Source organism: Lacinutrix sp. MEBiC02595 (assembly GCF_053601555.1).
Window position 1 is genome coordinate 12,685 of sequence record NZ_JBSHNU010000222.1, and the last position, 20,546, is coordinate 33,230.

The 20,546-nt window shown below is 32.3% G+C and carries 25 protein-coding genes; 14 read left to right on the plus strand and 11 right to left on the minus strand.

Annotated features, from left to right (window positions below; genetic code table 11):
* The first annotated feature begins 88 nt into the window (after positions 1–88).
* Positions 89–478, plus strand: coding sequence for an HIT family protein (locus ACVCZW_RS09880; protein ID WP_452229216.1), 390 nt, complete (start codon positions 89–91; stop codon positions 476–478).
* Here the strand turns inward: ACVCZW_RS09880 and ACVCZW_RS09885 are convergent.
* Positions 473–817, minus strand: coding sequence for a hypothetical protein (locus tag ACVCZW_RS09885; RefSeq protein ID WP_452232321.1), 345 nt, complete (start codon positions 815–817; stop codon positions 473–475). The genes ACVCZW_RS09880 and ACVCZW_RS09885 overlap by 6 nt on opposite strands.
* 2 nt (positions 818–819) lie before the next feature.
* Positions 820–1,995: a sensor histidine kinase gene (locus ACVCZW_RS09890; protein ID WP_452229218.1), complete on the minus strand. Its 1,176-nt coding sequence runs from the start codon at positions 1,993–1,995 to the stop codon at positions 820–822.
* Between the two features lie 157 nt (positions 1,996–2,152).
* On the opposite strand from ACVCZW_RS09890, the gene ACVCZW_RS09895 reads away from it, so the two are divergent.
* The 5 genes from ACVCZW_RS09895 to ppk2 (ACVCZW_RS09915) all read left to right on the plus strand — a co-directional run bounded on the left by ACVCZW_RS09895 (position 2,153) and on the right by ppk2 (ACVCZW_RS09915) (position 5,832).
* The gene (locus ACVCZW_RS09895; protein WP_452229219.1) at positions 2,153–3,007 is read left to right on the plus strand and encodes a flavin reductase family protein; all 855 of its coding nucleotides are present in this window, start codon (positions 2,153–2,155) and stop codon (positions 3,005–3,007) included.
* 45 nt (positions 3,008–3,052) lie between these two features.
* The gene (locus tag ACVCZW_RS09900; protein WP_452229220.1) at positions 3,053–3,430 is read left to right on the plus strand and encodes a DUF3127 domain-containing protein; all 378 of its coding nucleotides are present in this window, start codon (positions 3,053–3,055) and stop codon (positions 3,428–3,430) included.
* A gap of 91 nt (positions 3,431–3,521) precedes the next feature.
* Positions 3,522–4,148 (plus strand): leucyl/phenylalanyl-tRNA--protein transferase, encoded by a 627-nt coding sequence (gene aat / locus ACVCZW_RS09905; RefSeq protein ID WP_452229221.1) that lies wholly within the window; start codon positions 3,522–3,524, stop codon positions 4,146–4,148.
* A gap of 56 nt (positions 4,149–4,204) precedes the next feature.
* Positions 4,205–5,053 (plus strand): polyphosphate kinase 2, encoded by an 849-nt coding sequence (ppk2, locus tag ACVCZW_RS09910; RefSeq protein WP_452232322.1) that lies wholly within the window; start codon positions 4,205–4,207, stop codon positions 5,051–5,053.
* A gap of 5 nt (positions 5,054–5,058) precedes the next feature.
* Positions 5,059–5,832, plus strand: coding sequence for a polyphosphate kinase 2 (ppk2, locus tag ACVCZW_RS09915; protein ID WP_452229223.1), 774 nt, complete (start codon positions 5,059–5,061; stop codon positions 5,830–5,832).
* 200 nt (positions 5,833–6,032) lie between these two features.
* Here ppk2 (ACVCZW_RS09915) and ACVCZW_RS09920 read toward each other — a convergent pair whose 3' ends face one another.
* Positions 6,033–6,596 carry a DNA-3-methyladenine glycosylase I gene (locus ACVCZW_RS09920; protein ID WP_452229224.1) on the minus strand — a complete coding sequence of 188 codons (564 nt, stop codon included), beginning with the start codon at positions 6,594–6,596 and terminating at the stop codon, positions 6,033–6,035.
* A gap of 182 nt (positions 6,597–6,778) precedes the next feature.
* Here ACVCZW_RS09920 and ACVCZW_RS09925 point away from each other — a divergent pair, with 182 nt between their 5' ends.
* Complete coding sequence (locus tag ACVCZW_RS09925) at positions 6,779–7,375, plus strand: thioredoxin family protein (protein ID WP_452229225.1); 597 nt, start codon at positions 6,779–6,781, stop codon at positions 7,373–7,375.
* A 171-nt stretch (positions 7,376–7,546) separates the two neighbouring features.
* Here ACVCZW_RS09925 and ACVCZW_RS09930 read toward each other — a convergent pair whose 3' ends face one another.
* From ACVCZW_RS09930 to ACVCZW_RS09950, 5 genes are all read right to left on the minus strand, one after another.
* Positions 7,547–8,242, minus strand: coding sequence for a TonB family protein (locus tag ACVCZW_RS09930; RefSeq protein ID WP_452232323.1), 696 nt, complete (start codon positions 8,240–8,242; stop codon positions 7,547–7,549).
* A 69-nt stretch (positions 8,243–8,311) separates the two neighbouring features.
* Positions 8,312–9,004 carry a tRNA pseudouridine(55) synthase TruB gene (gene truB, locus ACVCZW_RS09935; protein ID WP_452229227.1) on the minus strand — a complete coding sequence of 231 codons (693 nt, stop codon included), beginning with the start codon at positions 9,002–9,004 and terminating at the stop codon, positions 8,312–8,314.
* 1 nt (position 9,005) lies between these two features.
* Positions 9,006–9,800 (minus strand): undecaprenyl-diphosphate phosphatase, encoded by a 795-nt coding sequence (locus ACVCZW_RS09940; RefSeq protein WP_452229228.1) that lies wholly within the window; start codon positions 9,798–9,800, stop codon positions 9,006–9,008.
* A 59-nt stretch (positions 9,801–9,859) separates the two neighbouring features.
* Positions 9,860–10,129 carry a DUF3098 domain-containing protein gene (locus ACVCZW_RS09945; protein ID WP_452229229.1) on the minus strand — a complete coding sequence of 90 codons (270 nt, stop codon included), beginning with the start codon at positions 10,127–10,129 and terminating at the stop codon, positions 9,860–9,862.
* Between the two features lie 102 nt (positions 10,130–10,231).
* Positions 10,232–11,107 (minus strand): cell division protein FtsX, encoded by an 876-nt coding sequence (locus ACVCZW_RS09950; protein WP_452229230.1) that lies wholly within the window; start codon positions 11,105–11,107, stop codon positions 10,232–10,234.
* A gap of 244 nt (positions 11,108–11,351) precedes the next feature.
* Here ACVCZW_RS09950 and ACVCZW_RS09955 point away from each other — a divergent pair, with 244 nt between their 5' ends.
* The 7 genes from ACVCZW_RS09955 (at position 11,352) to ACVCZW_RS09985 (ending at position 18,391) form a co-directional block, all read left to right on the plus strand.
* On the plus strand, positions 11,352–12,212 hold the full coding sequence (locus ACVCZW_RS09955) for a UbiA family prenyltransferase (protein ID WP_452229231.1): 861 nt from the start codon (positions 11,352–11,354) through the stop codon (positions 12,210–12,212).
* Positions 12,213–12,390: 178 nt separating this feature from the next.
* Positions 12,391–15,246 (plus strand): leucine--tRNA ligase, encoded by a 2,856-nt coding sequence (gene leuS, locus ACVCZW_RS09960; protein ID WP_452232324.1) that lies wholly within the window; start codon positions 12,391–12,393, stop codon positions 15,244–15,246.
* A gap of 1 nt (position 15,247) precedes the next feature.
* The gene (locus ACVCZW_RS09965; protein WP_452232325.1) at positions 15,248–15,712 is read left to right on the plus strand and encodes a hypothetical protein; all 465 of its coding nucleotides are present in this window, start codon (positions 15,248–15,250) and stop codon (positions 15,710–15,712) included.
* Positions 15,713–15,821: 109 nt separating this feature from the next.
* Positions 15,822–16,340 (plus strand): hypothetical protein, encoded by a 519-nt coding sequence (locus ACVCZW_RS09970; RefSeq protein WP_452232326.1) that lies wholly within the window; start codon positions 15,822–15,824, stop codon positions 16,338–16,340.
* A 34-nt stretch (positions 16,341–16,374) separates the two neighbouring features.
* Positions 16,375–16,734: a hypothetical protein gene (locus ACVCZW_RS09975; RefSeq protein ID WP_452229235.1), complete on the plus strand. Its 360-nt coding sequence runs from the start codon at positions 16,375–16,377 to the stop codon at positions 16,732–16,734.
* Between the two features lie 143 nt (positions 16,735–16,877).
* Positions 16,878–17,573: a zinc metallopeptidase gene (locus ACVCZW_RS09980; protein WP_452229236.1), complete on the plus strand. Its 696-nt coding sequence runs from the start codon at positions 16,878–16,880 to the stop codon at positions 17,571–17,573.
* Between the two features lie 92 nt (positions 17,574–17,665).
* Entirely contained in the window at positions 17,666–18,391 is a 726-nt protein-coding gene (locus ACVCZW_RS09985; RefSeq protein ID WP_452229237.1) for a Bax inhibitor-1/YccA family protein, read from the plus strand.
* 47 nt (positions 18,392–18,438) lie between these two features.
* Here ACVCZW_RS09985 and ACVCZW_RS09990 read toward each other — a convergent pair whose 3' ends face one another.
* Genes ACVCZW_RS09990 through ACVCZW_RS10000 form a run of 3 tightly spaced genes read right to left on the minus strand, consistent with a single transcriptional unit; the run spans position 18,439 to position 20,538 of the window.
* Positions 18,439–19,116 (minus strand): response regulator, encoded by a 678-nt coding sequence (locus ACVCZW_RS09990; RefSeq protein ID WP_452229238.1) that lies wholly within the window; start codon positions 19,114–19,116, stop codon positions 18,439–18,441.
* Positions 19,109–19,912: a sensor histidine kinase gene (locus tag ACVCZW_RS09995; protein WP_452232327.1), complete on the minus strand. Its 804-nt coding sequence runs from the start codon at positions 19,910–19,912 to the stop codon at positions 19,109–19,111. The genes ACVCZW_RS09990 and ACVCZW_RS09995 overlap by 8 nt, the downstream gene beginning before the upstream one ends.
* Positions 19,879–20,538 carry a hypothetical protein gene (locus tag ACVCZW_RS10000; RefSeq protein WP_452229240.1) on the minus strand — a complete coding sequence of 220 codons (660 nt, stop codon included), beginning with the start codon at positions 20,536–20,538 and terminating at the stop codon, positions 19,879–19,881. The genes ACVCZW_RS09995 and ACVCZW_RS10000 overlap by 34 nt, the downstream gene beginning before the upstream one ends.
* Between the last annotated feature and the right edge of the window lie 8 nt (positions 20,539–20,546).

Below are 20,546 nucleotides of genomic sequence, written 5' to 3' on the forward strand. Positions count from 1 at the left end.
TCAAGCAAATTTTTTAGATTCCTATTTTTAACAGAAAACAATTCGGTTTTAAATAGGAATTTTTATATTTACATATAAACCTTTTTTTATGGCTTCTATATTTACAAAAATTGTTCAAGGTGAAATACCTTGTTATAAGGTTGCGGAGACGGATGATTTTTTAGCATTTTTAGATGTGAACCCGAATGCTAAAGGACATACACTTTGTATACCTAAAAAGGAAGTAGATAAAATCTTTGATCTTGATGAAGAAACATATACTGCTTTAATGCAATTTTCGCGTAAAGTGGCCATTGCTTTAGAACAAGCTGTGGATTGTAAACGCGTTGGTGTTTCTGTAATTGGTTTAGAAGTACCACATGTGCATGTGCATTTAATTCCGTTGCATACTATGAAAGATGCAACCTTCCAGCAGAAAACAAAACTAACTACAGAAGAGTTTCAAGATATAGCAAAGGCTATTCAATCGTATTTATAAAAATACTGCTAGTAAAATTCCAGAAAAAACGAATACTACAAATAGCGAAATAAGTAACCAAGCTTTCTTTTTTAGTTTGGTAGACGCTGTTTTGGGTGTGAATGCTTTTTGTTGGTACGCAAAAACACGCTCTATATCTTCGGTCCACATTACAGGAAAAATATCTGTATTACAGGTTTTACAATGTATGGCTTCCGTGGTTTCGTTGGTAATAGATTTATAGAGTGATGTTTCTATAAATTTTTGCTTAAAGGTTAATTGTAAGCCATTGGTGTTATAGCATTCTGGACAATTATTGTTTAAGGCTACTTCCTTTATTGTAATTAGTTTTTTATCCATATTTAAATGCTTTTTAATGCAATTTGCATGGTAGTACCTTTGCCAATTTCAGAACGTAAAACTTTAATTTTACCATCATGAAACTCTTCAATAATACGTTTTGCTAAGGATAGTCCTAAGCCCCAACCTCTCTTTTTTGTAGTATAACCGGGTTCAAAAACAGCTTTGAATTGGTTTTTAGCTAAACCTTTTCCAGAATCTGTAATCTGAATACTGATATTATTTTCTAATTGTAAGATTTCAATTTTAAGTTTCCCTTTTCCTTTCATGGCATCAATACCATTTTTCACAAGGTTTTCAATAGTCCAACTATATAGCTGCTTGTTTAAATTTACGAAAATTTTATTTTCTGGCACTATTATCTCGAAATCAATTAGTTTAGATAGTCTGGTTTTGAGATAATCTGTTGTCGCTAGCGTTTCTTCTACAATATCTGTTTTCTCTAATTTTGGCAAAGAGCCTATTTTACTAAAACGTTCTGTAATGGTTTGTAATCTGCTAATGTCTTTTTCAATTTCTTGAATGTACTCCGGATTGACATTTTCTATTTTTAAAATTTCTGCCCAACCAATTAGAGAAGATAAAGGCGTGCCAATTTGATGTGCGGTTTCTTTTGCCATTCCGGACCATAATTTATTTTCGATGGCTGTTTTATTACTTCTGTAAAAAAAGTAAACTACGGCGCCAAATAAAATAATTATTAACAATAACGCTAAAGGATAATACTTTAGTTTGTTTAGTAAAGGAGAGTTCGCATAATAAAGTGTTTGGTTCACTTCTTTAATATTTATAGGTGTATTCTCTTCGCTAAATGCATGTATTAGTTTGCTTAAATTCTTTTTTACATAAGCCGAATCTGCTTTGGTACCTTTTCCTATATTACTAAAAGAATAAATGGAAGAATCTTTATTTATAACAATAATTGGCGTGGTATTATTGCTCGATAAAATTTTAAAAATTAAATCGGTATTTACATCAATGTTTTCATCAATAGCATTCTCATCAATTACTTTAAATAATTCGTTTTGAGCAAAAGTCCAATTTTCCATTTTAATCCGCTCTTCTGTTTTAAATTTCTGAAAGAAAAGATACGTATTCATTAAAATAAGAGAAATAATAGCAAAGGATGCTATTACAATAACCCATCGAATTAGATTTCTGTTTTTTGAAAAACCCATAATTTAGTTTGAAAATATTTTTAACGGCTATCGGAACTTGTTTCCGGATTGAAATTTTAAATATAATGCAATTCTGTTAATATTATTGTGTAGTTGTTAGTAAATAGGTTTTTTGTTGCGCATCAAAAGCCTTAGTTTTGTAGAAATTATTGTGAACATGTTATCATTCGAACCAAAAGAACTTACTACAGGAAAATTGCATGGGTATTTACTCAGTGCAGTTGCGCCAAGGCCTATTGCTTTCGCAAGTACTATAGATGCTGATGGCAATCCAAATTTATCTCCTTTTAGTTTTTTTAATGTGTTTAGTGCAAATCCACCAATATTAATATTTTCGCCAGCTCGAAGAGTCCGAGATAATACCACAAAGCATACGCTTGAAAATGTAGAGGCTATAAAAGAAGTCGTTATTAATGTGGTGAATTATGATTTGGTGCACCAAATGTCTTTAAGTAGTACCGAATACGCAAAAGGTGTAAATGAGTTTGAAAAAGCTGGATTAACGATGTTAACATCAGACATCGTAAAACCTTTTCGTGTTGCAGAATCTCCAATACAAATGGAGTGTAAAGTAACCGAAATTGTAAAGTTAGGAACCGAAGGAGGCGCTGGAAATTTAGTGATTTGCGAAGTGGTAAAACTTCATGTTTCAGAAGCTGTTTTAAATGAAGACCAATCTATTAATCAAGAATTATTAGATTTGGTAGCAAGAGCAGGAGGAAGTTATTACAGTCGTGCAAAAACTGGTTTTTTCGAAATACCGAAACCACTTTCCTCTTTGGGAATTGGTCTAGATAATGTACCTGAAGAAATTAAAAATAGTACGATTTTAACAGGAAATGATTTAGGCATGTTAGGTAATGTTGAAAACTTACCGGAAGAAAAAAGCATTCAGGCTTTTAAAAATGAACATAATTTAAGTTCTTTACCCACGGAAATAAAACATAAAAAGGCAAAAGATTTTTTAAGTTTTAATGATGTAGAAAGCGCTTGGAAAATGTTATTATCGTAACTTTGCGATATCAAATTAGACGAATATTTAATAATTATATAGAAGATGGAAGTACAAGGAAAAGTAAAAATGATTGGAGAAACTCAAACTTTTGGAAGTAATGGGTTTAGAAAGAGAGAATTAGTAGTAACAACAGACGAGCAATATCCACAACATATACTAGTAGAGTTTGTGCAAGATAAAACAGATCTTTTAAACAACTACAAAGCAGGACAAGCTGTAAAAGTAAACATCAACTTAAGAGGTAGAGAATGGGTTAATCCTCAAGGAGAAACTAAGTATTTCAACTCTATTCAAGGTTGGAGAATTGAAGCTGCACAAGGAGAAAGTGCTTCAGGCGAAATGCCTCCAGTGCCACCAGCAGAAGCTTTTGAGCCGGCAGCAAATGTAAATGAAGAAGATCACGACGATTTACCTTTCTAAAAGTCTTTTTAGGTTCCCGTTTTGACGGAAATCTTAAAAAATATGCCTCGAGAACTTAATTGTTGTCGAGGTTTTTTATTTTTACAAAACCATGCAATATTTAACTAGTAAAATAGAATTTCCAAATGTTCAAGAAGCAGACGAAGAAGGTTTGCTTGCCATTGGAGGCGATTTAAGTGTAGAAAGACTTTTGCTAGCATACAAAAGTGGCATTTTTCCTTGGTTTAATGAAGGAGATCCTGTTTTGTGGTGGTCTCCAGATCCTCGATTTGTTTTGTTTCCAGAAAAGCTTAAAGTTTCAAAAAGCATGAAACAAGTACTAAGAAAATCAGATTTTACAGTTACTATTAATCAAGATTTTTTGAGTGTTATTAAAGCGTGTTCTATAGCAAAACGCGAAGGACAATCGGGAACATGGATTACAGATTCTATGGTGCAAGCGTACTTAAAATTACACGAATTAGGCTATGCGAAATCGGTGGAGGTTTGGCAAAATGAGGAACTCGTTGGAGGGCTTTATGGTTTAGATTTAAACAATGGTATTTTTTGTGGAGAAAGCATGTTTGCAAAAGTAAGTAATGCCAGTAAAGTTGCTTTTATAAGCTTTATACAAAACACCAATTATAAACTCATAGATTGCCAAGTATACACAAACCACTTGCAAAGTTTAGGAGCTGAAGATATCTCTAGAGAAGATTTTTTATTTTTCTTAAAGTGATAAAAATCATGTTGTTTGTAATAGATTTTTCTGAAATTAGTGATTAATAAAATATTATGCTAACACAAGAAGATTTTCAACAAAGTAATAACCCAACAGATTTTAAAGAATTACTTCGGAAATCATTATCCGAAGAAGAATATAGAAATCTCATGTATTCTGTTGATTACGAAAACCAATTATTACAACTACAAGCCGAATTAGTAGATTTACAACAATGGGTTGCAAAATATAATAAGCGCGTTTGTGTTATTTTTGAAGGTAGAGATGCTGCCGGAAAAGGTGGTACAATAAGAAGATTTACAGAACATCTCAATCCTCGTTCTATGCGAGTTTCAGCACTTACCAAACCTACAGATGTAGAGCGTGGTCAATGGTATTTTAGAAGATATATTAAGGAATTGCCAAATCCTGGTGAACTCGTTTTTTTTGATAGAAGTTGGTATAATCGTGCCGTTGTAGAACCCGTTATGGGGTTTTGCTCTGAAGAAGAATATAACAAGTTTATGGTTCAGGTTACCGAGTTTGAACATATGCTTTATGAAGACGGTGTAGATATTATAAAATTTTGGTTTTCTATTTCTAAAGAAGAACAAGAAAGAAGATTTGCTTCCAGATTAGAAAATCCATTAAAGCAATGGAAATTTAGTGAAGTGGATAAAGAAGGACAAAAACTTTGGAATAAATACACACATTACAAAGAAGAAATGTTTGGTAAAACACATACTTCATTTAGTCCATGGATAATTTTAAAAACTAATAATAAAAAGGAAGCACGCCTAGAGAGTATTCGTCATGTATTATCCAAATTTGATTATGATGGAAAAGGGAATTCTGGAACCACCACACTTCCAGATCCAAACGTTGTACAACGCTATCACAGAATGATTAAACAAATAGATTAAAGAGGATGAAAATATCGGATAAAAGCTTAAAAAAATTAAATAGTAAAAAGGGGTTGAAATATTTTTTACTGGATGAGAATATGACAGCAATGAAAGCTGTTCGATTGTTGAATTATGAAAGTAGGCTTAAAAAGTTACAAGTAGAACTCCGGAAATTACAAGAATACGTCGAAAATAACGGAGAAAAAGTAGTAATTATTTTTGAAGGACGTGATGCCGCAGGAAAAGGTGGCGCCATCCGGAGAATTACGGAACACTTAAATCCTCGTGAATTTAAAGTCGTAGCCTTGCCAAAACCAACAGAAGAAGAACTGGGAGAATGGTACTTTCAACGGTATATAAACAATCTTCCTAGAAAAGGAAAAATAGTGTTTTTTGATAGAAGTTGGTATAATCGAGCAGTTGTAGAACCGGTGAATGGTTTTTGTACCAAAGAAGAATATGACATTTTTATGAATCAGGTTAACGATTTTGAACGTATGCTTATTGAATCGGGAACACGAGTTATAAAGTTTTATTTTTCGATTTCAAAAAATGAACAAGCCAAGCGCTTTGCAGATATTAAATCTAGTCCAATTAAAAAATGGAAATTTAGTAAAGTAGATCAAAAAGCATTAGAACTTTGGGATTCGTATACGGATTATAAAAACCTGATGTTTGAAAAAACAAACACAGAAATCTCTCCATGGATTATCATAAAAGCAAATAGGAAAAGTTTGGCTAGAATTGAAGCCATGCAAAAAGTGCTAGAGTTAATTCCGTATAAAACCAAAAAATAAAGATTGTAAGGTAAGCAATGTTTTAAAAGTGAAATTCCAATAGTGAAATTTAAAATTATACTATAGTACTTCGTTACTTCGAGTGATTTCGAAGTATGAGAAATTGTATCGAGAAGTAAAGTTATTCCAATATATGTGCTCGATACTAAATTCTTGAAAATAGAATTTCACTCCGTCTTATGATGGTTTTATCCAATTAGCTAAACTTCTTCATATCTAAAACATCCAATTTCATGATCGTTTATCATGCCAGTTGCTTGCATATATGCATACATCACTGTAGAACCAACAAATTTGAAACCTCGTTTTTTTAAGTCTTTACTAATAGCATCGCTAATTGCGGTATTTGCAGGAGCGTCTTTGTAGTTTTTATGTTTGTTTTTTATTGGTTTGCCATCTACAAAAGCCCAAATATATTTTGAGAAGCTTCCAAACTCTTTTTGAATTTCCATAAATAGTTTTGCGTTGCTAATCGTGCTTCTTACTTTTAATTTATTCCTAATAATGCCTTTGTTTAAAAGTAATTCTTGCACTTTATCTTCGTTGTATTTTGCGATTTTTTTATAATCAAACTGATCAAAAGCATCATGAAAATTTTCCCGTTTTCGTAAAATAGTAATCCAACTTAAACCAGCTTGAAAGGTTTCTAAAATTAGAAATTCAAAAATAGTTTCGTCGTCATAAACAGGAACGCCCCATTCGTGATCGTGATATGCTTCGTATAAATCATCTCCAACACACCAACCACATCTATGTTTTGTCATAATCGTATATTTTTAGAAATCCATTCCAACATTTAACGTAAAAGATTTAAAAACAAATAACCATTTTAGTCATATGTGTTTTACGGACTGTAAGTTTTTGTTATAAAGATAGACATAGATATGATAAAAATCATAATTTATAAATACATATACATGTATTTTTACTTCTAGAAATAAAGAATATGAACAATATAATTAAAGACAGTTTAGCAAAAAGTATTAGCTATTCAGAATACACCACATTAGTTAATGATTTAGTGGAAAATAAGGATACTACAGGAACAGATAAATCTGAAAATCTTGTAGAATATACCATGCTTAATGCCAAACGAATGAAACGTTGGGATAAAACGTTGAAAGTGAACGAAGCTGTTAAAGAACAAATTGAAAAAATAGATAAAAAAATTACTTGGTTAGTACTTACCGAAAGCTGGTGTGGTGATGCTGCTCATGTAGTTCCTGTAATGCAAAAAGTAGCAGAACTAAATCCTAATATTAATGTGAAAGTGGTATTGCGTGATGAAAACGAAGCATTAATGAATAGCTTTTTAACCAATGGCGGAAAGTCTATACCTAAATTAATTATGGTAGATGAAACTTCTGGTGAAGTGATAAATACTTTTGGACCAAGACCAAGTGGTGCTACGCAATTGGTAAACGATTATAAAGAGAAGCATGGTATGTTAACTCCAGAGTTTAAAGAAGATTTACAACGTTGGTATAATAAGGATAAAGGACAAAATGCAGTGGATGATTTGGTGGCGTTGTTAGGTGAGTAGTAAAAAATCGCTTTGCTTTTTTTGTTTTCAAACGCTCGGAATTTTCTGGGGAAAACCGACCTCTCTTTAGATAAAGAGCGGAGCGTATATGAGAAGGTTTATTTTTAAGTATCCTGCGAGGTTTTTAAAACCTTGTAGGTGTTACTTTTAGGTGTGAAAAACGGGCGTTATTTATTTCCCTTCAAAATAAAAAGTAATCGTCCCAATTTGAGCGCCATCTGAAGTATTACGATTAAATCTAGCTTTTTCAGCATACTCTAAAGCATGCTCAATAAGGCAGCTGTTGGAAGAACTGGAAGCATTATTATAAGATGTACTTGTAACTTTTCCAGAAGTGTTTACCGTAATATTTACTACTATTTTACCGCTTGCCTGGCATAAATAAATAGGTGTTGGTAAGTATCTGTGTTTTCTATTTACTAAAGAATAACTAACGGAACTTTTGGCGTTATTGTTTTCATCTAGTTGCTTTTTAAGAATGTCATTTACTTTACTAAAAGATTTTAATTCTTCTTTCTCTACAGTGGAAGGTTTTTCTTTGGCCTCTTTTTTACTACTAGCTCCATAATCCGAATGACTTAAATCAGGTCTAACATAATCTTCTGGAGGAGCAATTCTTCTTTGCACAGAAGCCTGATTTTTACTTTTTTCATTTTGGTTGTATGCTTGGTTGGTTTCCGCTTTAGTCGCTTTTTCTTGTGCTTCTAATTCGGTTTCTGTGATTTCCCTTGCAGGCTCTATTTCGTAGAAGGTTTCAGCAACTTCTTCATTATGTTTTAAAATATGAAAATTAAACATACCCAATATTATCGTTCCTGAGATAAGAAACGTAATAGACATCGCTTTATGTTTATTATTGAATTGCATGTAGGTTAATAACGTGTTTTATTACGTGGTGGCACTTAAAGATACGTTAAAAATGAAAAATTAGATTTTTTAAGAATCTAATGCTTCAATAAAAGCTTCGATGGTAACTGCATTATCTACATTATAATCACCAATTTTTGTTCTTCTTAAAACGGAAAGATGTCCTCCCGAATTTAAAGCTTTTCCAAAGTCGTGTGCTAAAGATCGAATGTAAGTTCCTTTACTGCAAACTACTCTAAAATCTACTTCGTTATTCTCAAAACGCGTAATTTCAAAAGTCTCAATAGTAATTTTTCTAGACGGTATTTCTACTTCTTCGCCAGCTCTTGCGTATTCATATAAACGTTTTCCATCTTTTTTTAATGCGGAAAAAATTGGAGGAAATTGATCTATCTCACCTGTGAATTGATTCGTGGTTTCTACTACTAAATCCTTTGTAATATGATCTGTAGGGAAGGTTTCGTTTATTTCAGATTCTAAGTCGTAGGAAGGCGTTGTTCCTCCTAAAACAATAGTTCCTGTGTATTCTTTAATCTGCCCTTGAAATGTATCAATTTGCTTGGTCATTTTCCCTGTGCAAATAATCAGTAATCCAGTAGCTAAAGGATCTAAAGTTCCTGCATGACCAACTTTAATTTTTTTAATGTTGAAGGTCTGTCTAATTTCCCAACGTAGTTTATTTACCACTTGAAAAGAGGTCCAGTTTAAAGGTTTATCTATTAATAAAACTTGTCCGGTTTTGTAGTCTTCTTCGATTAGCATATTAGTTTAAAAGTGAAAAAATTATAGCGATAACACCAACAATTGCGCAATAAATGGCAAAATAAGAAAGCTTGCTTTTCTTTACTAAAGAAATCATCCAAGTACAGGCAAATAACCCAGCAATAAAAGCGGCAATAAACCCTGCGGAAAGCGATGTTAAGTTATGCGTTTCATTAATTAAATCCCCACTTAAAAGATCTTTAGCAATTTTTCCGAAGATTAAAGGAACAACCATTAAAAAGGAAAAACGTGCGGCTTTCGTTTTATCATTTCCTAATAAAACAGAAGTAGAAATAGTTGCACCAGAGCGTGAAATTCCTGGTAGCATGGCAATTGCCTGAGAAATACCGATTATAAAAGCATTTTTAAAAGTCACTTTTTTATTGGTGTCTTTTGCTTTATCTGCTAAAAATAGTAAAGCTGCTGTTACTAGTAGCATACATCCAACAAGTAAAATGTTACCTCCAAATAAAGCTTCAAGTTGTTCTTCAAAAAACAAACCTACTACAACGGCAGGAAGCATAGAAAGAGCAATTTTAGATACAAATTGTAAATCTTCGTTCCACTCGAATTTGAAAACACCTTTAAGTAAACTAAGGATGTCCTTTCTAAAAACAACAATGGTGCTTAAAGCAGTTGCAAAGTGTAAAACGACGGTAAAGAGTAGGCTTTCTTCTGGAACCGAATTGTCGCCAAGTATGGCTTTACCAAGTTCTAAATGGCCACTGGAGGATACAGGAAGAAACTCTGTTAATCCTTGTATTATTCCTAAAATAATGGAGTCTATAACATTCATGTTGGCAAAAGTATTAAAATACTATTACCAAATGTTATTTTGGACTTGTAATTTGAAGGTTAAACGTTTGTTTTTTTACTTTTATTTGGATTTAAGAGAATCGCGTAAATTTGAAATCCAAATCCAATAAGCACTAAAGTTGGTGCCAATCTAATTCTTCTCCAGCTAAAAATTTCAGGATTAAAAACGTTGGGATCATCGCTTCCTCCGCCAGACATTAAAATAAAACCTAGCGCAATACAAGCTAAACCAATAAACATGAATTTATAGTTTTTTCTTCCGAAGATAAATTCACTTGTGTTCTGTTCTTTACGTTTTTGTTCTCCCATTTTATTTAAATTCTGTAATCGTATTCGGTTTTACTTGCGCAAAGTAACGGTTTTATTTAAAATTTTTAAGTTAAGAGAATCTAAAATTATTCCTTTTCCTAATTAATACAACTGATCTGTTTTCAAATTCAAGAAACGTTGTGTGGCAAAAAAAGTGGAAAACCATGTGATTATAATTCCTAAAAGAAAAATACCAGCAAATAAAGCACCAATTAAAATAGGATTGCGCATTAAATCTAATTCTGGGAACGTTAGGTTTAAATAATATAAAACAACTGCCATTCCTAATAAGGCTATGATTGCTCCAATAATTCCTAATTGCACACTTTTCCAAACAAAAGGTCTACGAATAAAACGTTTGGTAGCACCTACCATTTGCATGGTTTTTATGGTAAAGCGTTTTGCATAAACCGCTAAACGAATGGAGCTGTTAATTAATAGCACTGCGATTAAGGTGAAAATCCCACTAAGTATTAAAACCCAAAAGCTTATTTTTTTAACGTTGTTATTCATTAAAGTCACCAAATCATTATCATAACGTACTTCGTCTACAAAGTTTTTGTTTAATGCTTCTTTAGCTATTTCTTCTAAATGTTCAGACGTTACGTAATCTGCTTTTAAATGCACATCAATAGAGTTTTGTAAAGGATTGTAGCCTAAAAACTCCATGAAATCCTCGCCGTTTTCGGCTTTCATAGATGCTGCAGCTTGTTCTTTGGTTACGTAATCTGTAGATTTCACGTAATCTGCCAAAGCCAAACTCTTCTCCAATTGCTTGGTTTCTACCTCTTTTGCACTATCTTTTAAATAAATAGTTACCACTACTTGCTCTTTAAAATGATCGGAAACCTTTTTAGCATTAAGAATAAGCAAACCTAACAGTCCTAATAAAAATAGGACTAAAGCAATACTTAATACAACCGAAAAGTAAGAGGATATTAGTTTACGTTTCTGGTATTTTTCAAAAGATGCGCTCATAAAAAGGATTTGTTAATGATGTAAAAATAATAAAGAAAATGAAAAGAAACTTTAAAAGATGCAAGTCTTTTATTTTCCAATAAAAATGTCTTTACCAATATTTCGAGAATCTCATAAATTGAAGCTTAATTTTAATAATTAAGCAACTAGTTTCTATACTGTAATTATTATAACGTTTAAACTTTTAATAGTGTTGTAATACCTTTAACTTTGGTGTACAAGTAATTCTGTAATTCCTACGTATTTGATTCACGATTTAAAAATTTCTCGTCCTGGTTTGTGGTTTCCCACCATATGGATTTATTTAGTTCCTTTTAGTTTGGAGTCCGATTTTTGGTACGATACTAATTTTTGGATTGGTTTGCTATTTGTTACTTTTCCTTTGAATTATTTGGTATACGGCTTGAATGATTATAACGATTATCTTTCCGATGAAATCAACGAGAGAAAAGGAAACTTCCTGTTTGGAGCAAGATCAACAAAACAACAATTAGCTTCCATTATTAAAAAAGTAGTGCTCATAGTATCTCCTTTTGTTATCTATTTCACTATTGTTTCCGGGTTTAAAATGCTGCTATTATTGTTATTTATGATAGTAATAAATATAGTGTATAATTTTAAACCTTTCCGCATAAAAGAGCGTCCGCCTTTTGAAATTTGTATTCAAATGGGTTATGTTTTTACTGCTTTTTTTAGTGTGCAACTTAATGGTTTACAAGATTTACCTTGGCAAACTATTGTATACCTAACTTTGTTTGCCTTTCAAGCACATATTGCAGGAGAAATCATGGATATTGAACCAGATTTACAAGCAGGAAAGAAAACTACAGCCACCGTTATAGGAAGAAAAAACACAAAACTAGTAATGTTATTTCTATTATTGGTTGAAACATTTATTCTTTCCTATTGGTTTGAAGACTATATTTTAGCAGGATTTTTAGCGATTTTCTCCTTGTGGCTAGTTTTGGATACTTTTGTGTTTTTTAAAGAAAAACCATATACGCTTTCGCAAATGAAACTCTTCGGAATTGCAATGAATGTCTCTGCAATTTTATCCATGATTTGGATATTATATTCTGGAAAACTGATGCAACCCGTATTTTGATTACGCTTCCTTTTACAGTCTTAGAATAAACCGTAAATTTGCGCTTTAAAAAAAGTAGTTGGGCACTAGTAATACGTAATTAGTAGCTTCGCTTTTTCAAATTTAAATTATCTTTTGCTTATTAATACTGTTGTCTCTTGGAGTGCAGTCGAAAGGTAAAAATGAAAAGACATATAAAATGCAATACCATTTCAACGAGATTGAAGCCAAATGGCAAAAATATTGGGCAGAAAACCAAACGTTTAAAGCCTCAAATACTAGTGATAAACCAAAATATTATGTTTTAGATATGTTTCCTTATCCGTCAGGAGCAGGATTACATGTTGGTCATCCATTAGGGTATATCGCAAGTGATATTTATGCGCGTTACAAACGTCATAAAGGGTTTAATGTTTTGCATCCACAAGGGTATGATAGTTTTGGTTTGCCTGCAGAGCAGTATGCTATTCAAACAGGTCAACATCCTGCAGTTACCACAGAAACGAATATAAAAACCTATAGACGACAGTTAGATCAAATTGGTTTTTCTTTCGATTGGTCTCGTGAAGTGCGTACCTCAAGTCCAGAATATTACAAATGGACGCAATGGATTTTTATTCAGCTTTTTGACTCTTGGTACAATAATGAAAGTGATAAAGCGGAAGAAATTTTAAGTTTAATTGCTGTTTTTGCTTCGGAAGGAAATGCAAATGTTAACGCAGTTTGTGATGATAATATCGAAGTGTTTTCCGCGGAAGCATGGAATAATTTTAGCCAAAAAGAACAAGAAGAAATTCTTCTTAAATATAGATTAACCTATTTAGCAGAAACCGAAGTGAACTGGTGTCCTGCTTTAGGAACGGTTTTAGCAAATGACGAAATAGTAAATGGGGTTTCCGAACGTGGTGGACATCCTGTACTGCGTAAAAAAATGACGCAATGGTCGATGCGAATTTCGGCGTATGCAGAGCGTTTATTACAAGGACTAGATACTATCGATTGGACAGATTCTTTAAAAGAAAGTCAAAGAAACTGGATAGGCAAATCGGTTGGAGCATCGGTAACTTTCAATGTCATTGCGAGTGAAACGAAGCAATCTGTTACTTCAGAAAAAGCAGTTATAGAGGTTTTCACAACAAGACCAGATACTATTTTCGGAGTTAGTTTTATGACTTTAGCTCCAGAGCATGAATTGGTATCTAAAATCACAACGCCAGAGCAAAAAGCAGCAGTAGAGGCTTATATATTAGCAACTGCAAAACGTAGCGAACGCGATAGAATGGCAGATGTGAAAACCATTTCTGGTGTATTTACAGGAGCGTATGCGGAACACCCTTTTAGTAAAGAGCCAATTCCTGTTTGGATTGGAGATTACGTTTTAGCGGGTTACGGAACAGGAGCAGTCATGTCTGTGCCTTGTGGAGATCAAAGGGATTACGACTTTGCAAAACATTTTAATATTGAAATTCCTAATATTTTTGAAGGTGTCGATATTTCTAAAGAAGCGTATGCGTCGAAAGACAGTATAAAGATTGCTAATAGTGATTTCCTTAACGGAATGAACTATAAAAAAGCATCCAAACGTGCTATTTACGATTTGGAGCAATTAGGACAAGGAGAAGGGAAAACAAACTATAGATTGCGTGATGCCGTATTTTCTAGACAAAGATATTGGGGAGAACCATTTCCAGTATATTATGTAAATGGAATGCCACAAATGATTGATAAAGCGCATTTACCAATCACATTGCCAGAAGTAGAAAAATATTTACCAACCGAAGAAGGCGAACCACCTTTAGGTCGTGCAGATGTTTGGGCTTGGGACGTAAAACAGTGTTCAGTAGTCAGTAATCAGTTAATTGACCATAAAACAGTATTCCCATTAGAACTAAACACGATGCCAGGTTGGGCAGGAAGTTCTTGGTATTTCTTTAGTTATATGGAAGAAAAAGCCAAAAGAGGCGAAGACTTTGCTAGTGAAGATGCACTTAACTACTGGGAAAATGTTGATTTATATATTGGAGGAAGCGAGCACGCTACCGGACATTTATTATACTCTCGTTTTTGGGTGAAGTTTTTAAAGGATAGAGAATTTGTAAAAGTAGAGGAGCCTTTTAAAAAGTTGATTAACCAAGGAATGATTTTGGGGACTAGTGCTTTTATTTATCGTGAAGATGGAACGAACACATACCTTTCTCAAGGTTTAATTAAAGATAAAAAAGTAGCTCCAATCCACGTAAAAGTACAATACGTGAATGCATCGGATGAATTAGATATTGAAAGTTTAAAGAATGATGCGGAGTTTGGAGCAGATTATAAAAATGCGGAATTCCTTTTAGAAAATGGCGTTTACAAAGTAGGTCGCGAAGTTGAAAAAATGTCGAAGTCCAAATACAATGTTGTTAGTCCAGATGCGATTTGCGAACAATATGGAGCAGATAGTCTTCGTTTATACGAAATGTTTCTTGGTCCTTTAGAGCAAGCAAAACCTTGGAATACAGCAGGAATTACAGGAGTGCATGGTTTCTTGAAAAAACTATGGAAATTATATGTTGGTGAAAACGGATTAAACGTGAATGATGCAGCGCCAACAAAAGACAACTTAAAGACATTACATAAAACCATAAAGAAAGTAGAAGAAGATATCGAGAATTTCTCTTTTAATACTTCGGTTTCTACTTTTATGATCGCGGTTAATGAACTTACTGCGCAAAAATGTACGAGCAAAGATGTGTTAGAACCTTTATTGGCTTTAGTTTCTCCGTATGCACCGCATATAGCTGAAGAATTATATAGTCAGTTAGGTAATGAAGGATCGATATCTACTGTGGCTTTTCCTAAATTTGATGCTAGTCATTTAGTAGAAAGTAGTAAGAATTATCCGATTTCTTTTAATGGTAAAATGCGTTTCACTATCGAACTACCAATGGATTTGAGTAAAGACGAAATTGAAAAAGCAGTAATGACCAATGAAAAAACGATTGCGCAATTAGAAGGGAGAACTCCTAAAAAAGTTATTGTAGTTCCTGGTAAAATTGTAAATATTGTAGGGTAATATGAAATTTAGATTCGTATGTTTTATTTTTTTGTTCGCTTTTATAGGATGTTCTAATGATGATAATGTGGAACCGGATTCTTATATATTTGAAAATATTATTGGTTCATGGGCATATGACACGATAAAAATTAATGGCACTTTATATTCTTATGATCATACCGAAGGATGTACTAAGGATTTGTTTCAGTTTTATTTTGAAGAAGGAAAAGAGTTTGATTTCGAAGAAGATGTAGTTTTAAACTGTGGTAGTTGTGCTCCTTGTGCTTTAAGTAGTACAAATTTAAGATGGCATTTACAGGCGGATATTATTGATCTTTATTTTGGAGAACAACTTGTGACTAGTTTGAAAGTACTAGAAGTAGACGAAACCTTAATAAGATATAGACGTTTTTATGATTATGATCAAGATGGAACAATAGATGAAATAGAAGTGGTTGGTATACCATATGATCCATATGATTAACACATTATTATAATTTAATATTAATACAATAGTCTAAATAATATACATTTAATGGATTCTTTCGAAAGAGAGAATCCATTTTTTTATACTTTAGAATAAAATAATAATTATGAAACGGCTTCAATTACTCCTTGCTTTACTTCTTTGTTTTTCCGCGAAAGCGCAAGACAAGGTTTTTCCAGAAGATTATTTCGGCATTTATAAAGGCGATTTAGAAATCACTAATGCTAAAGGAAAACAAAGTATTGGTATGGAATTCCATTTAATGGCTTCCGATTCGGTAGATACCTATATCTATAAAATTGTTTATATTATGGATGGGAAAAGAAACGATCGTAATTATACGTTAAAGGCAATAAATAAAGAAAAAGGTGCGTTTGCTGTGGATGAAAATAATGGGGTATTATTATCTGCAAAATATATAGATAATACGCTGTATAGTGTATTTGAAGTGCAAAAGAACTTACTAATTACCACCGAACGATTTTACGCCGATAAAATGATTTTTGAGATTGTATTTTCTGGTAAAAATCTCGAAGAAAAAAGTGGCGGCGTGAGTGAAGAAATCCCCGAGGTTATTAGTTATCCCGTAACAGTAACACAAAAGGCAACTCTTATCAAGCAATAAACTGGTATTAAACTAAATTTTATAGAATAATTATATGGGCTTAAAACTAAAGAGAAATGATAAAATTGGATTGTTTTTCTTTGTCGCTTTTGTGCTTAGTACCACGTTAACATGGCTTTTTGAAGAACGATTTAATGAACAACAATGGAGAAGTGAACGTACTACACGATATAAGTTGGCAGCCGATATTATGGAAAGTGAATTACTAATTGGTAAAACCAAAAAAGAGGTTATTGCATTATTAGGGCCAGCATCACCTTCTACACTAACAGGAAGCGAACACCTGCTGTATGCTTTAGGAAAACCACCTAGTTTTTTGGAATCAAAAGCAGAAAAACTTGTTATTATTTTTGAAAATAGTTTTGCAATAGAGGTCATTCATTTGCAAGAATAACTTTTTTAGGTAAGAAATAAAACAAGAAATAAAAGGTGAGTAGTTACATTTCTTTTCATTAAAAACTGACAAAATTTCTTAACGAATATTTGGCTTATTTTTTGCTATACTAATAGTATATTTAAACACTAAAACGAAAATAAATGATTGGATATTATATATTAATAGGAGCAATAGCGCTTGTAAGTTGGTTGGTAAGTAGCCAATTAAAGAAAAAATTTAAAAAATACGCACAGGTACATTTACGTAATGGATTAACTGGTAGAGAGATTGCCGAAAAAATGCTTGCAGATCATGGTATTACAGATGTAGAAGTTATTTCTACTGCAGGACAATTAACAGATCATTACAATCCGAAAAATAAAACAGTAAACTTAAGTGAAGTGGTTTACAATCACGCCAATGCGGCTGCAGCAGCGGTTGCCGCACATGAATGTGGTCACGCCGTACAGCATGCGCAAGCATATAGTGCACTCGGTATGCGATCTGCCTTAGTACCAATAGTTAGTGTGACTTCTGGTATGTCACAATGGTTGGTTATTGGAGGATTAATTCTTGGTGGAGCAGCAGGAATGGGAATGGGGTATTGGGTTGCCGTTGCTGGTTTAGTATTTATGGGCTTTGCTACTTTGTTTAGCTTTATTACTTTACCTGTAGAATATGATGCAAGTAACAGAGCTTTAGCTTGGTTGAAAAATAAAAACATGTTAACACAGGAAGAATATGCAGGATCTGAAGATGCCCTTAAATGGGCTGCTAGAACCTATTTAGTTGCAGCAATTGGTGCGTTAGCTTCCTTGTTATATTGGGCACTTCAAGTGTTTGGTGGAAGAGATTAATAAAAACATATAGAGTAAGAAAAAAGAGACGTTAATTTATTTTAATGTCTCTTTTTTTTATTACTTTTCAAATTAATATAAAACAAACATTTATGGAAAATCAAAATATAAATCCTTTTCAAGAGGAAGAACCTAAAGTACTTGTTGTTACATTAGAGCAAGTAGATCGTGTTGCTTTTTTTAAACAAACCTATGCACATGTTGCTGGTGGTGTTTTAGTGTTTATTCTTTTTGAATATTTATTATTGCAAAGTGAGGCTATTGTGAATTTTGCGTTATCCATGACCGATGGTTTTAAATGGCTAATCATGCTAGGAGGCTTTATGTTTATTACTAATTATGTGGAAAAAATGGCTTTAAAAACGCCAGATAAAAACAAGCAATATTTAGCGTTTGCAGTATACATTTTGGCCGAAGCATTTATTTTTGTTCCAATGATTTATATTGCAGCTTTTTATATGGACTCTGGTCCTGAAATATTACAGCAAGCCGCAATTGTAACCTTATCTTTATTTAGTGGTTTAACTGCCGTAGTTTTTGTAACGAAAAAAGATTTTTCGTTTTTAAAAACAGGCTTAACAATTGGCTTTTTTATTGCAATAGGATTAATAGTAGCAGGAACGCTTTTTGGGTTTAACCTAGGCCTGTGGTTTTCTGTAGGTATGTGTTTATTGGCTGGTGGTTCTATTTTATACCAAACCTCTAACTTAGTAAATAAATATACAGAAGATGATTATATACCAGCAGCATTAGGCTTATTTGCTTCTTTAATGTTATTATTTTGGTATGTATTACAAATTTTTATGTCGAGAGATTAAGTCTTAAATATAATAATAAAAGCTCCTTTTAAAGGAGCTTTTATTATTTAAAAACTAGTATTATCTAAAGAAACAAGTTTGTTTTTTAAAGCGTAAATAACTAGACCAGCAACATTTTTAGATTCTGTTTTAAGTAGTAAGTTGTTACGATGACCTTCTACAGTTCTTGGACTTATAAAAAGTTTTTCGCCAATATCAACAGTTGTATATTGTTTGCAAATAAGTTCTAAAACTTCAATTTCTCGTTTGGTGAAATAATTAGTGTCAAACGTAGATTTTATTTTTTTGTCTTTAGGGTTGGTAATACTTTCATGAACATATTGCATGACCTTTCCATCGTAATAAAAGCCTTTTTCATAAACCTCTTCAATGGTTTTAATCATTAAGGCAGGTGTACTGTTTTTTGCTAAATAGGCAACAGCACCAATCGAAATCATATTTAAAATAAAAGGTTTGCTAAAATAACTAGTAAGTGCAATTACTTTAATTTCTGGAAATTCTTTATGAATAATTTTAGTGACTTCCACGCCATTTAAATTGGGCATTTTAAGGTCGGTAACTACAATTTCTGGCAGTATTTTGGCGTCCCGTAATTGTTGTATTAGCTCTTCGCCGTCTTTAGCGTCAAAAAGAATGTTAATGCGTTCTTCGTTACCCAAAATGGCTTTTAATCCTTGAAGGAATAAAAGTTCATCATCTGCTAATGCTATATTTATTTTATCCATGGTATTTGCATTGTATTATAAAAAGGCTACCATTGTTTTCTGTACTTTCCATTTTAAGCGATCCGTTTAAAATTTTAACGCGGCTATTTATGTTTTGTAACCCAATGCCACTTTTTTTACTAATTTCTTTAACATTAAAACCAACACCATTATCTTGATAACGTATTTTAAAGCCAGTGGTATTTTGTTCCATATAAATGGCTAATTCATTGGCTTTTCCATGTCTTATAGAGTTGTTCATTAATTCCTGAATAATTCTAAATACATGTAATTGGTTGGTTCTAGTTAATTTACTTAAATTTTCAATGTTATGCTCTATTTCTAATGTAGTATTAACCGAAAAGTCATCAAATAATTCTTCTAAAGCAACTTTAAGTCCAAATTCATCTAAAATAGGAGGCATTAAATCATGTGCAATTTTTCTTGAACTCTCTAGAGTTGTAGCTGTTATTTCAAGTATTTGGTTTAACGAAGCTTTCTGTTTATCATTAATAGATTTATCTGTTAAAAGCACATTGGTAGACAAGCTAATTATATTGAGCTTAGAACTAATGGCATCATGCAGGTCTTGCGCAATACGTTTGCGTTCTATTTCTTGAATAGCAATAGAAGTTTGTAATATTTTTTGCTGATTTTCTAACTTCATAGCAGATTTTTCAAGTTCTTTTTGTACTATTTTTTGCCTGGAATAATGAAAAAACAGAATTAACCCAGTAGTAATTAAAACTAAGAATATGATTCCGTAAACCAGGGTTTGAATAATTAATTTTCCGTTTTCCATAAGCTCTTCCTCCATTCTATTAAAATTAGTATTAAATAGCCTACATAAAACACTTTATTCAGGAGCCATACATTAATAGATAATGATCTGTCAACAGCAGAAACCATTAAATTACCTAAGATAAAAATCAGTGTACTAACCGATAAATAAATAAGAACAGCGGCATTTATGTACATGAATTTTCCAGTTTTACCTAAGGAGTTATACAAGTGAATAATGGAGTATACCACCAAAGGAAATGAGCTTATAAGGATTTCTAATAAGTTGAATCTATTAAATAATGATATATTATTAAAATATTGAATACTTAAAATTAAAGCAACTAGAATAAAAATTAGATTCACCCAATTTTGTTGTTTTTTAGTAAAAAACTCTCTATAAAATAAGGAGAGGAAAATAAACTGAAAAATAAAATAGAAGTGGGATAAAAACAAATTGTCTTTTTTCAAACCTAGACTTCCCTGAATATTAATTAAAATAATACTACCAACTAATACGCAAAAGGTGAGCGCTAAATAGATGCTATAATATTTTATCGCTTTATTTTTTTTGTCTTTTAAATAGCTATATGTATATAATGTTGCGTTTATAAAAAGTAATATAATGCTAAGGTTTTGTAAAACACCATCAATTAATTTCATTTCCTTTT

Bases quoted from the DNA above. Each gene is read 5' to 3' on its own strand.
- ACVCZW_RS09975 (WP_452229235.1), top strand. From the start codon at position 16,375: ATGGGCTTAAAACTAAAGAGAAATGATAAAATTGGATTGTTTTTCTTT.
- ACVCZW_RS09990 (WP_452229238.1), bottom strand. From the start codon at position 19,116: ATGGATAAAATAAATATAGCATTAGCAGATGATGAACTTTTATTCCTT.
- ACVCZW_RS09900 (WP_452229220.1), top strand. From the start codon at position 3,053: ATGGAAGTACAAGGAAAAGTAAAAATGATTGGAGAAACTCAAACTTTT.
- ACVCZW_RS09920 (WP_452229224.1), bottom strand. From the start codon at position 6,596: ATGACAAAACATAGATGTGGTTGGTGTGTTGGAGATGATTTATACGAA.
- ACVCZW_RS09940 (WP_452229228.1), bottom strand. From the start codon at position 9,800: ATGAATGTTATAGACTCCATTATTTTAGGAATAATACAAGGATTAACA.
- ACVCZW_RS09965 (WP_452232325.1), top strand. From the start codon at position 15,248: ATGAAATTTAGATTCGTATGTTTTATTTTTTTGTTCGCTTTTATAGGA.
- ACVCZW_RS09980 (WP_452229236.1), top strand. From the start codon at position 16,878: ATGATTGGATATTATATATTAATAGGAGCAATAGCGCTTGTAAGTTGG.
- ACVCZW_RS09950 (WP_452229230.1), bottom strand. From the start codon at position 11,107: ATGAGCGCATCTTTTGAAAAATACCAGAAACGTAAACTAATATCCTCT.
- ACVCZW_RS09885 (WP_452232321.1), bottom strand. From the start codon at position 817: ATGGATAAAAAACTAATTACAATAAAGGAAGTAGCCTTAAACAATAAT.
- aat (WP_452229221.1), top strand. From the start codon at position 3,522: ATGCAATATTTAACTAGTAAAATAGAATTTCCAAATGTTCAAGAAGCA.
- ACVCZW_RS09880 (WP_452229216.1), top strand. From the start codon at position 89: ATGGCTTCTATATTTACAAAAATTGTTCAAGGTGAAATACCTTGTTAT.
- ACVCZW_RS09930 (WP_452232323.1), bottom strand. From the start codon at position 8,242: ATGCAATTCAATAATAAACATAAAGCGATGTCTATTACGTTTCTTATC.
- ACVCZW_RS10000 (WP_452229240.1), bottom strand. From the start codon at position 20,538: ATGAAATTAATTGATGGTGTTTTACAAAACCTTAGCATTATATTACTT.
- ACVCZW_RS09945 (WP_452229229.1), bottom strand. From the start codon at position 10,129: ATGGGAGAACAAAAACGTAAAGAACAGAACACAAGTGAATTTATCTTC.
- ppk2 (WP_452229223.1), top strand. From the start codon at position 5,059: ATGAAAATATCGGATAAAAGCTTAAAAAAATTAAATAGTAAAAAGGGG.
- leuS (WP_452232324.1), top strand. From the start codon at position 12,391: ATGCAATACCATTTCAACGAGATTGAAGCCAAATGGCAAAAATATTGG.
- ACVCZW_RS09995 (WP_452232327.1), bottom strand. From the start codon at position 19,912: ATGGAGGAAGAGCTTATGGAAAACGGAAAATTAATTATTCAAACCCTG.
- ACVCZW_RS09985 (WP_452229237.1), top strand. From the start codon at position 17,666: ATGGAAAATCAAAATATAAATCCTTTTCAAGAGGAAGAACCTAAAGTA.
- ACVCZW_RS09895 (WP_452229219.1), top strand. From the start codon at position 2,153: ATGTTATCATTCGAACCAAAAGAACTTACTACAGGAAAATTGCATGGG.
- ppk2 (WP_452232322.1), top strand. From the start codon at position 4,205: ATGCTAACACAAGAAGATTTTCAACAAAGTAATAACCCAACAGATTTT.
- ACVCZW_RS09890 (WP_452229218.1), bottom strand. From the start codon at position 1,995: ATGGGTTTTTCAAAAAACAGAAATCTAATTCGATGGGTTATTGTAATA.
- ACVCZW_RS09925 (WP_452229225.1), top strand. From the start codon at position 6,779: ATGAACAATATAATTAAAGACAGTTTAGCAAAAAGTATTAGCTATTCA.
- truB (WP_452229227.1), bottom strand. From the start codon at position 9,004: ATGCTAATCGAAGAAGACTACAAAACCGGACAAGTTTTATTAATAGAT.
- ACVCZW_RS09970 (WP_452232326.1), top strand. From the start codon at position 15,822: ATGAAACGGCTTCAATTACTCCTTGCTTTACTTCTTTGTTTTTCCGCG.